General features: G+C 42.8%; 9 protein-coding genes and 1 pseudogene. 6 read left to right on the top strand and 4 right to left on the bottom strand.

Features of this window, described 5'->3' with window-relative positions:
* Positions 1 to 10 precede the first annotated feature (10 nt).
* Positions 11 to 1,560, top strand: a protein-coding gene (locus I3X05_RS08010; protein WP_413470581.1) for an IS3 family transposase whose coding sequence is annotated in 2 segments (ribosomal slippage) — positions 11 to 479 and positions 479 to 1,560 — 1,551 coding nt in all. Because the reading frame shifts where the segments join, the coding sequence is not laid out codon by codon here.
* Positions 1,561 to 1,645: 85 nt separating this feature from the next.
* On the opposite strand, the pseudogene I3X05_RS08005 reads toward I3X05_RS08010, so the two are convergent.
* Positions 1,646 to 2,266, bottom strand: a pseudogene (locus tag I3X05_RS08005) (reverse transcriptase N-terminal domain-containing protein); the annotation flags it as partial.
* Positions 2,267 to 3,206: 940 nt separating this feature from the next.
* Between I3X05_RS08005 and I3X05_RS08000 the strand changes: the two are divergent.
* Entirely contained in the window at positions 3,207 to 5,804 is a 2,598-nt protein-coding gene (locus I3X05_RS08000) for an AAA family ATPase (protein WP_337971167.1), read from the top strand.
* Between the two features lie 221 nt (positions 5,805 to 6,025).
* Here I3X05_RS08000 and I3X05_RS07995 read toward each other — a convergent pair whose 3' ends face one another.
* The 3 genes from I3X05_RS07995 to I3X05_RS07985 form a co-directional block, all read right to left on the bottom strand.
* On the bottom strand, positions 6,026 to 6,799 hold the full coding sequence (locus I3X05_RS07995) for a hypothetical protein (RefSeq protein ID WP_193188161.1): 774 nt from the start codon (positions 6,797 to 6,799) through the stop codon (positions 6,026 to 6,028).
* A gap of 14 nt (positions 6,800 to 6,813) precedes the next feature.
* Positions 6,814 to 7,653: a hypothetical protein gene (locus I3X05_RS07990; protein WP_337971139.1), complete on the bottom strand. Its 840-nt coding sequence runs from the start codon at positions 7,651 to 7,653 to the stop codon at positions 6,814 to 6,816.
* 138 nt (positions 7,654 to 7,791) lie between these two features.
* Positions 7,792 to 9,141, bottom strand: coding sequence for a tyrosine-type recombinase/integrase (locus tag I3X05_RS07985; protein ID WP_337971138.1), 1,350 nt, complete (start codon positions 9,139 to 9,141; stop codon positions 7,792 to 7,794).
* A gap of 383 nt (positions 9,142 to 9,524) precedes the next feature.
* On the opposite strand from I3X05_RS07985, the gene I3X05_RS07980 reads away from it, so the two are divergent.
* The 4 genes from I3X05_RS07980 (at position 9,525) to I3X05_RS07960 (ending at position 12,353) form a co-directional block, all read left to right on the top strand.
* On the top strand, positions 9,525 to 9,776 hold the full coding sequence (locus I3X05_RS07980; RefSeq protein ID WP_001250181.1) for a type II toxin-antitoxin system Phd/YefM family antitoxin: 252 nt from the start codon (positions 9,525 to 9,527) through the stop codon (positions 9,774 to 9,776).
* Entirely contained in the window at positions 9,766 to 10,053 is a 288-nt protein-coding gene (locus I3X05_RS07975; RefSeq protein ID WP_010320326.1) for a type II toxin-antitoxin system RelE family toxin, read from the top strand. Before I3X05_RS07980 ends, I3X05_RS07975 begins: the two co-directional genes overlap by 11 nt.
* 624 nt (positions 10,054 to 10,677) lie before the next feature.
* On the top strand, positions 10,678 to 11,325 hold the full coding sequence (locus tag I3X05_RS07965; protein WP_226978190.1) for a DUF4145 domain-containing protein: 648 nt from the start codon (positions 10,678 to 10,680) through the stop codon (positions 11,323 to 11,325).
* Between the two features lie 677 nt (positions 11,326 to 12,002).
* Positions 12,003 to 12,353, top strand: coding sequence for a hypothetical protein (locus I3X05_RS07960; RefSeq protein ID WP_011150389.1), 351 nt, complete (start codon positions 12,003 to 12,005; stop codon positions 12,351 to 12,353).
* Positions 12,354 to 12,441 lie beyond the last annotated feature (88 nt).

Below are 12,441 nucleotides of genomic sequence, written 5' to 3'. Positions count from 1 at the left end.
GGAGATAACTATGCCAGCCAATCCAGTTCCAATTGATGTGAAAACGAAAGGCCAAACTTGGCTGTTACCACCATATAATTGGTCTCATCGAAGAATTGCTAAAGAATTAGATGTGAGTCCATCCGTGGTATCTAAGTGGAGAAATGAACTTGTTGAAAGCGGCCTATTGTCTACAGAGCTGCCCTTAGAAAATGCTACTACTGATTATTCAGCGGAGCAGAGATTTTTCATAGTGATTGAAACTGCAACAATGTCTGAACGCGAGTTAGCTGAATACTGTAGGTCTAAAGGGTTATTTGTCGATGACGTTAAAACCTGGCGAGCACTGTCTATCAAGGCGCAGAGTACAACATCGGCTTCAATGTCACACAAAGAAAATAAGCTACTACGTGATGAACGCAGAAAGGTAAAAGCGTTGGAGAAGGAGTTGGCACGTAAAGATAAAGCACTTGCTGAAACGGCTGCGCTACTGGTTTTGCGGGAAAAGTTCAATGCCCTCTGGGAAATCAACGAGGAAGACTTATTCCTATCTCAGAGCGGCTTAAAATAGTCACACTTGTTGATGAAGCTGTACGTAAAGGGGCAACAAAGACAAAGGCTTGTTCCACCGTTGGGTTATCAATACGAACGTTCCAGCGTTGGACACGGAACTCTGCCGAAATCACAAGTGATATGCGTCAGCATCCTCGGCAGCACGAGCCTCATAATAAGCTATCAGAAGCCGAAAGGCAGCAGATATTAGATATCTGCAATACACCAGAGTATGCCGATTTACCTCCGAATATCATCGTTCCAATGTTGGCTGATGAAGGCATTTACATTGCCTCAGAGTCCACATTTTATCGTGTATTAAAAGCAAACAACCAGCTAGGTAAGCGAACTCGTAACAAAGCTGGCACAAGTCCTTCTCGACCAAAGGTTCAAAAAGCCTGCAAACCAAATCAGGTATGGAGCTGGGATATCAGTTATCTGCCATCGAAAATACGAGGGAAGCACTATTACCTCTATTTGATAATGGATATCTTCAGTAGAAAAGTAGTAGGTGCAGAAGTGTATGATCAGGAGCTAGGCGAATATGCAGCGGAGTTACTCCAAAGAACAACATGGCGGGAAAAGTGTGTGCAAGGCAACATTACTTTGCACTCTGACAACGGTGCTCCTATGAGAAGTTACACCATGCTTGCAAAGATGTATGACCTTGGGATTGCAAGCTCTTACTCTAGGCCAAGAGTAAGCAATGACAACCCATACTCTGAGTCGTTGTTCAAAACAATAAAGTATTGTCCTTCATGGCCAATGGATGGGTTTTCTTCCATTGAAGACGCTCGGTGTTGGGTTGGTAATTTTGTTGATTGGTATAACAATGAGCATAAACACAGTGGCATAAAGTATGTAACACCTCAGCAGAGGCATTGCGGGGAGGATAATGAAATTCTCCGACAGCGTATGCAAGTCTACCGACGTGCTCAATTGACTCATCCAGGCAGATGGAGTCGGCAAACGAGAGACTGGAGTTATATCGATGAGGTGTACTTGAACCCTGAAAAGTGTGCAGCCTAATCATTCACGTTACTAAATTGTAAAAAAGACGACAACTTGCTTGAAAAACAGCGGAAACGAGCGATCGCAATCACCGAAATACGCACCGTTTGTCCGCTGGTATGTTTTCGATAAGCCATTGATGACCAATTTTATCGAAACAGGCTTTAATATCTCCCTCAAGCACCCATTGCGCGGATTTCTTTTGACTTAAACAGATAAAACACTGTGCAATTGCATCAGCAGTGCTTCGATTAGGTCGGAAGCCGTAGCTATTAGGATCGGCGATAGTTTCAGATATTGGTTCTAGTGCAAGAAGGTGGAGCGCTTGTTGCGCTCTGTCGATCATGCAGGGGATACCAAGTGGTCTGAGCTTGCCGTTTTTCTTGGGGATGTAGATACGCTTAAGCGGTTTGGCTTGATAAGCTCTTCTGCTCAATTGATTGACAGCTTTCATGCGGCGCGTATCTGTATTCCAGATAACGCCGTCAATTCCAGGCGTTTTACTGCCTTTATTTTGTGATACCCGCTTAACAGCAAGAAGCTTTGCTGAACGCGAGTGAGTAAGTATCCATTGCAATGCTTTCGCTTTGCCGTGTTTACCTTCTCGTGTTGCCTTTGCAATACGCATCTGAAGCTTTAATACATGGGATTCTACGACTTTCCAATTGATGGATTGCCATTGAGCACTGTCAGGAGAGGCACTAATCTCTTTTGAAATCATCATTTGCTTATCTCCTTGAATAAAGTTCTTCAAATTCTCTTGCAACGGAAGACCTGTCGGAAGTCAGCTCACTTTCGTGCCAGATAGGGATCTGTATCTGCATCGTTACAATGCAGCCTTCGCTTTTTCCGACATCCTCTACCTGCATCACTATCGGCCACAGAGGCTTTCCCAGAGGGAGCGATACAGGCTTACCATGTTCCGTATGTCGCGCAATGTCAGTTTAGATGCCCGCTATGGTGCGGAGAGTTCAACGATCACGAAAGAGCATGGGGCAATCTCTTTCCGACTCTCACGCCTTTTGGCTACAGCGTGTTAACCACTTCCGCTGCTTCATCACATAACGCACCTTGAGCGGATTCACTTATGTTCATCATGCTGACTACCTAGCACTCACCCGACTTGTGGTTATCAGGAGGATCGTCCTCTCACGATTTAGATCCCGATTGGCAAATACCAACCTTCGTTACATTGTCAGAGCCGCTACTTTATTCAGGCTCCTAGGTTCATCTGGTGATACAGATGGTTCACACATCAAGCGGTGAACAGCGCTTCATACGACTTCACGTCGCACGCCCCATTGTTAGTTAGGGATACCGCTAATGGGCGTGAAAAGATACCAGTTTCGTCTAGTAAAGCTAATCATATAGGCGCAACGTGTTTTATCATGAAACGACATTGTCTCAAGCCATTGTAATAGTTAAGTGTTTGCATATACTCGCGACCTAACTCAAGTTTTACTCTGACTACTTCATGGTAAGTTATTACTCTGTATTTTAGATATTTATGATGTATTGAGTCTCGTTTCAGCAAAGGTTTGTAACTCTAGCAACGTATCCATGCCATTTTGAGAGGAACGGTAGCTTTCAATGCTCATGAACAAGTTGTAAACGTTAAAAAAATAAGGGCAGTAACATTGATTAAGAATGAATTGATACGATTTATGCAAACGTTAACTGGTGATGATTCAGCGATAGGAATACGAAAAATCGGAAACCTCGTTCTTGACCATTTAGATACGTTGGAGCCTTTAGGCACAGCACAAAGCCGTCGTGCAAAGAAGGTTGTAGATTTAACTTCTGGCAATTGGGATAAACTATCTGATGTGGTAGCGGAAGCTGCTACTGAGGATGGCAGCAGCGAAAATATCATTAAGCTGCTTAAGTCAATTAGCGTTGGTCCCTTCCGTGGATTTGCTAAAGAAGAGACATTAAACCTCTATAATCTTCTTGTGTTGATTTATGGCCCGAATGGTGCTGGTAAGTCAAGTTTTTGCGAGGCGCTAGAGTTTGGTTTGCTGGGTGCTGTCGAAGAAGCTCAGAGCAAACGTCTTACTTCCGCACAATATCTAAAAAATGCTCATGTTAATCGCTATGCCGCTCCCGTCATCGAAGGAGTGAATAGTAAAGGTGAAACTGTTGTTGTTTCACCAAACGAGTCTCTATATCGCTTCTGTTTTGTAGAAAAGAACCGCATTGATAGCTTTTCTCGCATTGCAGCGCAAGCACCAGCTAAACAAACAGAGTTGATTTCAAGTCTGTTCGGTCTGGAAAGTTTTAACAGCTTTGTCAAAAATTTTAGCCGTGAACTGGATGAACGTCATATTGATTTGGTCGGGAAAAAAGGGCTCCAGCTAAAAGAAAAACGACAGCAACTTGCTGTTCATCATCAAACAATTGTAGACAACCAAGAACATCTAAAAGTAGCCACTGTTAATGAACTAGATCTGGCAAAAAAACTTGCCCCTGAAATTAGTTTTCAGCAAATGCTTGTGACTTTGGGTAGCGAGGAAAAACCAGGTGAAATTCAGGTCTTAGATGCAGAGTTGCAGAAGAAACAACCAGACATTACTGACCTCTCTGTTAAAAAATTGGAGGAGAGTAAAGCGAAGGTTGAAGCAACACATCAAAGCTTGAACGAAGTATCAGATGAACTCGTGAAAGCAAGTGAAGGTCTATCATTCAAGCAGCTATATGGTGCCGTGCTTGACTTGCAAGGTACGAGTGAAGATCAGTGTCCAGCTTGTAAAACGCCTTTAGATCAGGTCACACAGAATCCATTTGTATTAGCTACAACCGAATTAGAAAAGCTTGGTCATTTAGCGAAATTAGAAACGGAGCAAACTCAGGCCAAAACTGAGTTTTCTAAAGCAATTCAGTCGGTTCATACCATAGTTTCTACTTGTGTAAAATATAATAAAGAAGGTGAAAATCCTCTTATTCCTCACACTGTCGACGATAGTACCACAATAGGTTGGACTTGGTGGCAAAGCCTAAACCAAGAGGTAGATCAGGCAACGCCATGGGCATTGTTAGTTGAGCAAGTTAAGCAACTTGAGCAACGTGATGTTGAAGTTAAACAAGCTAACGAAGAACGAAAACCTAGACAGGAAAAGCTAAAGAAACTTCGTGAGCTTAAAGAGCAAGCAACAAAATTACAGACCCAGCGCACCACTTATGATGATGCTATAAAAAAAGCACAGCAAGCGATTGATGCTTTTGATGAAAAAAATAAAGAACTAATTACGGAAGCTGAAGCAGAGAAAGCAGTTGTAGCAGCAAATAAACAAATAGCAGGCAGCTACAAACAATTCGTCGATATGCTCTTTGAATATAAAGAGAAGCTACCCAGTAAGCTTGTTGCTGATTTAGGCGAGCTTGTTACGCAGTTATACAATGCCTTTAACCGTTATGATGCACCTAAAGATCAATTAGCAGCAATAAAGCTGCCGTTGGCTTCTGGAGAGCGCATTGAAATTTCTTATCAGTCTGAACCAGCAAAGTTCTTCGATGCGCTGCACGTGTTGAGTGAAGGACATATTCGTTGTATCGGTCTATCAATTCTGCTGGCTAAAAACCTGAAAACAGATAGTCCACTTCTCATCTTTGATGATCCAGTTAACGCTATTGATGACGAGCACCGTAAAGCTATTCGAGAAACGCTGTATAAGGATGATTTTTTCAAGGAAAAACAGATCATTTTGGCCTGTCATGGTGAGGAATTCCTCAAAAACATTCATCAAGATATTGGAAAGGAAGCGGCAAGAGAGTCGGCAACATACAAGTTCTTGCCGCAAAGTGGGGAATCACACATCCAGGTAGCATCTTTCACTTGCCCACCTAATTATGTGCTTGCCGCAACTACTCACTTGGAAAGTGCAGAATATCGCAATGCTCTGGCTTCCTCTCGACGTGCTTTAGAGCATTTAAGCGAGAAAGCATGGGGGCATTACAGCAGACACTGTGATAAAAGCGATGGGCTGATTAGTGTTTCAAAGAGGGCTCCACATTTACCACATGATTTAAGGGCTCTTGCTGAAAATTTGAAGGCTAAAATTAATCGCTCTAAAGCGGATATCCCGAATAAAGTAGAAATTGTAAGTGCATTCGAAACTCTGCTAGGTGTCAGCGGACAAGACCCTCATTGGCTTTATTTGAATAAGGGGACTCACGAAGAAGCCGACAGAGATGAATTTGAATACGGGACTGTTGAAACCATAGTTTCAGCTTTGGATGCTCTTGATAAAGCGCTCCTTGGTTAGTAGGTTGCAGATAAAACTTGCTGGCATACTGTTTTCGAAGTTTCGGACTAGCTTTTTGAGTAAACGGCTATGACCTCACCTCAAGCTAATTTATCTAATCTGATGACAGCGTGTTAGGCGGAAATTTCTAACACGCTTTTGTCCAAAAGAGAGTTAAACAGCTTTCTTACAAGAAAGCTGTATCTCTAATTCGAATAAGTTGTTTGAGGCGTTCAAGGCACTTAAGTTGGTATTGTGGTGTTACGTGTGTTTCTCTCAATCAGGGTTTTAAAATCAAGAATTTTTCTCTGATTTCTGAGCTTAGTCATGGCTTGTGCATCATCCACCACACAAATCCCTGCTGCCGTGTTTTGACAAAATTGCGAAGCCAGGCAACGCACTTCAATGACTGCAGCTTTATCGCGGCGATGCGCTTGTAAGGTCAGGAGCGATTTCGATTCGTCATACTCAATGAATTCGTAGTCTCGGAACAGCAAAGCAAAACTCACCGCCGCTGCTTCAGCGTCCGTAGCAGGAACGGTGGCATAATGGCTTCGGGTGATAGGAACGGAGTGAATAGGGTAATCATCATTGAGTAATACTGATAGGTTGGGATGCATGTCAGCAATATGTCCTTGAATGTAATCTCGTCGGATATCTTGATAAAACTTCTGATATTGGAAGTACGACAGCGTAATACCGTGGCTAATATCCCAATTGTTATCTCGTAGTAAATCGCTAAAACAATAATCATCAATCTTCAACAGTTGCTTGAAGTTGTCAAAACCACCCAACGTCCGTTGGATTTGTTTTTGGCTCACACCACGCTCGAGCAGGTCGGTTTCATTGAGATAAGGTTCACTGCGCAGAATCGTGGTGACCAGTTCAATTAGACCGATGTCCACGGCACTGATACCTTGCATCAGAAGCGGCGCAAAGTAGTCTGAATGGGAGTAAGCTAGGCCTTCATCGAGTGCAGAAATGACGCTGAGGCGTATAGGGTTAGTCATCATCATAGTTAAACTCCTAATTAAGAGAAAAGAGGACTTGTCAGTCTTGGAGTAGTGTCATAGCCTCGAGAGGTCAGCCAGCGGAAGTAAAAACGAATGGCGTCAATACGCTGTTTTTGCTCTTTGTAGCATATGTTCGATTGGCGGAGTGACTCACGATATTGACGAATGTCTCGCGTCTGTATGTATAACCTTTCATTGCTGCTGGAGTGGTTGTCGTCAACGAAGCGTAAAAACTGATGAAGGTAATCCGCAATCTGATTGAGTCTGAATCGAGGCATTCCTGAATGCTCGCGTTCTTCCATCAATTCATTTAACCAGTTGAAGTATGGAAAACGAATGTCCTCTTCTGCGTTGCACAAATCTAAAGAGGGCAAGGTTGGGAAATCGTCCGGTGACGGTTTGTGTTTGTAAGCAACCACAGAAAAATGTTTAGCCACTAAGTGGATTTGCACTAATAATTGCTGACCCAATGACAGAGAGTCGGGAAGGGCATGGGGGGTGTTTTGGAAAAAGCACTTAGCTTGCAAGCGCACTGCTTTCGCTCTGCTTATTGCATGTTGTAGTTCATCTGTTTTTAGCGCCACAAAATAATGAGACCTAGTGTGGCCTGAGATTCTTAATGATAATGGCGGTGTGATTTTGACTTGATAAATGCCATGCTGATTGGTGGAGATATGATGGGTGCTAAGCTGACGGTGTTGCTTTATTCCGATGTTTTCAGTTTGATGAGTGACGGTTGGGCGGCCTTTTCGACGCAGACTGCGCAGTGCTTGCATTTCACCAAAGCGTGGGTGTTCGCTGATGGGTTTTACCTCAAATTGGCTTAAGTGAGCTTGATGTGAGTGTGAATGTGGCATTAAAACTATCCTTTCTAGCTGAATTTAGGGTGCAGAAAGCTGCACCCTAAACTGGTTGAGGGTGTCATAAGTGACGGTGAGTTAATTGGAGCTAAGCTGTTTAGGTTTAGCAGTAATACTTCAGGTAGAGGCGGGGTATTACGCGCCCCGTCTACACTCGGTGCGGTACTGCCCCGCAATTGAATAGTATTTACCTGTCGATTCGACGATATAATCACTCCAGCACTGATGAATCTCATACCGCTCATTGAGATACAACGCACTGTTGTATGAGGCACGAGTCGTATTCGCATCTAAATGGGCAAGACACATTTCGATGGCATCCACTTTGAAGTTAGTGTTCTCGTTGAGGTAGGTGCTTGCGATGCCTCGGAACCCATGGCTGACTAAGCGTCCTTTTAACGTGGTGAGATTTAATGATGAATTCACTGCATATGGGCTAATGTGTGGAAACTTAGTGTTCTGTTTATCAGATGGGAATACATACGCCTGGTCCCCCGAAATGGGCCTCATAAATGCCAATAAGCCAAGCGTGTACTCGTTCAGAGGAACGAGATGTTCACGAGCACCTTTAGTGTAAAACTTAGGCACCGTCCAAAGCTTCAACTTAAAGTCAATGTCACACCATCGCATCGCGGCGAGTTCAAACGCACGTGTCATCGTGTGCAGCTGCATTTCAAATGCGCATCGAGTGACCAGTTTCATATTGTGGTTTGATATGGTAGCCATTACCTCTGCTAACTCATCAGGAGGGACAGCAGGCATATGCGTTACTTTTGGTTTAACAAACTCATGTTTGATATATGCTAAGCAGTTACTCTTGATGTAGTTTCTATTAAGAGCAAAATACATGACCTGATTAACAAAAGTACAAGCGCGTTTTACGTTTTCTAGTTGTCCTTTTGCTTGAAGTGGTTTGATGACTTCAATTACGGCGGTTGTGGTAATAAAGCTCAGCGGTATGTGGCCTAGCTTTGGATATAAATGACGCTTCAAGAACAAGCGCTTTCGATGACTTGTTCTTACCTTATTCATAATGCGCTTGATTTCTTCTTCACCAAAATCTGTACCATTAATTTCTGCTTCCTTTTGAGCTTCTTCGAGTAACTTTTTGCGAGTAGTCGTCTCTTTTCCTTCGTCTCGTTCAAGCATAAGCTCGGCAACCGACTCAAAGGTAAGCTCACTGACAATGGCACCGTCAAGTTTTTGCTTATCACGATAGATTTTCGGGTCAATGTTATTTGCCATTTGTTCACGAAGCTTTTCTGCTATTTTTCGGACTTTGGCGAGTGCTAGGCTAGGGTATGAACCAAGCCCGATTTTCTTACGTTTTTTTGTGCTAGAGTCTGTGTAGATAAATAACCAGTTCTTTGAGCCATTATTACGTACTCTTAAGTAGAGGTTTCCTCCATCCGATAGTGTGTATTCTTTATCATTTGGTTCTGCTTTTTTAATTTGTGTGTCTGATAATTTATAGATAGCAGCCATGCTGTTACCCTCCTTTTCTTGTGTATGTCCCCTGAACTTATCAATCGATTTAGGGGTACGCAAGGGGGTACTAGAGCTGTGAGATGCAGTGAGAAATAATGATTATGAAAGAGTGTTATTCTATTTTAAATCAATTAGTTAAGTTATTGTATGAGAGTTGTTGAGACCTAGTGAGTCGTGTTTGGAGATTCTCAAGAGGGACTGTCAACGCGTGGCGTTTCCAGTCCCAATGAGTCGCGGTGGTTACGGTTGTTGTGGTTGAGTTTGGTGTTATGCGTTGCCAGCCCCTTAGGCGGGCGTTATGCCGCTTTCGTAAACCTCTGGCAATTACTTAAATTAAGGTCTAAAATTAGGTCTGATTTTAATGCTTATATGGTGAAGTTATGAGACAGGTATTAGCAAATTGCTCTGCTAGTATTTCAGAGTTAAAGAAAAATCCAACTGCTCTTTTGAACGAGGCTGATGGTTCAGCTATTGCGATCCTTAACCACAACAAACCTGCAGCTTACCTTGTACCGGCTGAAACTTACGAGTATCTAATGGATATGCTTGATGATTATGAGCTTTCCCAAATAGTAGATAGCCGTCGTGGTGATTTGTCGCAAGCTGTGGAAATCAATATTGATGACTTATAAGTTAAAGTTTTTGCCTGCAGCCCAAAAGGAGTGGAGTAAGCTAGCGCCAACTATTCAGAGTCAATTTAAAAAGAAACTCAAAGAAAGGCTAGAAAACCCCCACGTCCCATCATCAAAGTTGCGAGGTTATGATTCTGTTTACAAAATCAAACTTCGTACAGCAGGTTATCGTTTGGCTTATGAAGTCATCGACAATGAAGTTGTCGTTTATGTGCTCGCTGTTGGTAAACGAGATAAAGACGCTGTTTATAAGAAGCTCGCCTCACGCTTCAGCTAGCGGCATAACAAACTGCTTAAGCGGGATTCGCAATGCGTGGCATTTTCAGCATGCGGTGGGTTTTGTGATTAAGGCGGCGTGCGGTAGCTTTCGCAGTGCATTGCTCACCCCTTAGCAGGGCGTTATGCTTAATCACGTAAAATCAGTGGTTTAGTGTTTTTCTTTGTTTCCTCTTCTGATTGGTTTCGAGTTAGTCGGCAAGTTAGCTTCATTGGGTGCTGTTTTTCGGACACTTATTCTTTGGCGCTGAAAATTCAGGGAGTTGCCTCAGTCAATTTTCGGGTAAGCGAGAGGTTAGGCCGGTTGGCTCAATCAGCAATTTGAACTTAGGTTTTTGAGTTTTATCAGCCAAATTTCAAAGTGTGATTTTCAAAACTATGAGTCATTTCAGTTTTCTGCGTTTTGGCTTTTGTTTGTAAATCAAAGTCGCGTTAATCTTGGTTTAGGTAAAACGTAAGTTATTGAAGCTTAAGCATAACAAGGCGTTTGAACGGGATTCATGCCGCGTGGCATTTTTGGTATGCGGTTGGTTTTGGTGGTGAAAGTAGTCTGCGGAAGGTCGGTTTGTGCGGCATTCACCCCTTAACGCAGCGTTAGTTTTTTAATAGGAATCGGAGCTAAAGTTTGAGTAAAGAGTTCATAGATGTATTTTGTCCTGACTGCAATATGATGGTTGTAAGTGATGTAGTGCTACAGGGGGTAGGTCGATTTCAGAGTGAAGCGAAAAACCCACTAGATGAAGTTGATTCTATTTACCATTCTGATTACTACCTAGTTTCATTGTGTAAAAAGTGTGACCATCCGTTTTTCATAAGAAAAAAATTAATGGGAATCCCTGCAGAGTTTGAAGAAGTGGTAGAAGAAGAACTGTTATACCCGGTACTTAAATCTACTGAGTTGGTGAACTTACCTAACGAGATCAACCTCGCTTACGAGCAAGCAACGAAGTGTTTTTCAGCATCATTATATGAACCTTGTGCATTAATGTGTCGTCGAGCACTAGAAATCATGTGTAAACTGTACTCAGCGAAAGGACATAATTTTTACGATAGACTAGAAAGTCTTCACAAGGCAGGGCACATTGATGCACGCTTGCTCTCTTGGGCGCATGGCATTCGTGCCTTGGGCAATGATGCTGCTCACGCAATCACTGCCAATGTCAGTAAAGAGGATGCTAAAGACTGCCTCGATTTGACCGAAGCTTTATTGATTTACATATACTCTCTTGGTCATCGATTTGAAGAGTTTGAGCTTAGGCGGCAGAAAAACTAACAAACTGCTTAAGAGGGATTCGCAATGCGTGGCATTTTCAGCATGCGGTGAGTTTTGTGATTAAGTTGGTGTGCGGTAGCTTTCGCAGTGCATTGCTCACCCCTTAGCAGGGCGTTATGCTTAATCACCAAAAATCAGTGATTTATGTTTTTTCTTTGTTCCCTCGGCTTGTAAGTTTCGTGCTCGTCGGCAAATTGACTTCAGTGGGCGCTGTTTTATGGACATCCATTCTTGGGCGCTAAAAATTCTGAGAGTTGCCTCAGTCAATTTTCGGGCAAGCACGAGGTTATGGCGGTTGGCTCAATCAGCAATTTGATCTTAGGTTTTTGAGTATTAGCGGCCAAAGTTCAATGTCTGATTTTCAAAATCATGAGTCATTTCCGTTTTTTAGGTTTTGGCTTTTGTTTGTGAATCAAGGTCTAGTTAATCTTGGTTTTATTAAAACGTAAGTCATTGAAGCTTAAGCATAACAAAGCGTTCAAGTGGGATTTGGCACGCGCGGCATTTTCAGTTTGCGTTGCGTTTGGTGGTTACGGCATTGTGCGGTAGCTTTTGTATTGCGTGCCTGCACCCCTTAACGCGGCGTTATACCAATTCATCGTAATCAGCTCCAACTCAAGAGACTATCGAGAGAAGCTTGGTTTCTATATACTTCCTTATTTCAAAGGAAAACCAAAATGGAAATGATCATCGTTTCATCAGAACAGCAGAAACGTCTAATCATGATCTTTAGTCGTACAACATCACAAATGTCTGATAAAGCACTTCTAAACGATCTAAGCTCATATTCGGTGAATTCCAGCGTTTATCCAGCTTTCAAAGCCGCGTCAGATTTACGAGTAGATCGCATAAAATTACCATTTGGTGATGATAGAAGAGGCTCTTTAGAGGGTGGTGATTTCCTTTATCGTTATCTGTCTAGAGGGTATATCTGCCTTGGTGACTTCACGGGCCAACCTAAGCCAGATTTATCACAATGGGGTGTTCGCTCAGTTCGTAAACTCCCTAAAGTTGGGTTTGGCTTATAAGTTAGGTTGCTTATGATTGGCCCAAAATTGGTATAACAAGGCGTTCAAGAGGGATTCATGCCGCGTGGCATTTTTGGTATGCGGTGAT

Origin of the sequence: Vibrio navarrensis (assembly GCF_015767675.1) — a bacterium.
GTDB lineage: Bacteria > Pseudomonadota > Gammaproteobacteria > Enterobacterales > Vibrionaceae > Vibrio.
Note: the sequence above shows the minus strand (reverse complement) of the source record. Positions and strands in the feature narration are given on the sequence as shown.

Coding starts and splice junctions, on each gene's coding strand:
- I3X05_RS07990 (WP_337971139.1), bottom strand. CDS start 7,653: ATGCCACATTCACACTCACATCAAGCTCACTTAAGCCAATTTGAGGTA.
- I3X05_RS08000 (WP_337971167.1), top strand. CDS start 3,207: ATGCAAACGTTAACTGGTGATGATTCAGCGATAGGAATACGAAAAATC.
- I3X05_RS07995 (WP_193188161.1), bottom strand. CDS start 6,799: ATGATGATGACTAACCCTATACGCCTCAGCGTCATTTCTGCACTCGAT.
- I3X05_RS07985 (WP_337971138.1), bottom strand. CDS start 9,141: ATGGCTGCTATCTATAAATTATCAGACACACAAATTAAAAAAGCAGAA.
- I3X05_RS07960 (WP_011150389.1), top strand. CDS start 12,003: ATGGAAATGATCATCGTTTCATCAGAACAGCAGAAACGTCTAATCATG.
- I3X05_RS07980 (WP_001250181.1), top strand. CDS start 9,525: ATGAGACAGGTATTAGCAAATTGCTCTGCTAGTATTTCAGAGTTAAAG.
- I3X05_RS07975 (WP_010320326.1), top strand. CDS start 9,766: ATGACTTATAAGTTAAAGTTTTTGCCTGCAGCCCAAAAGGAGTGGAGT.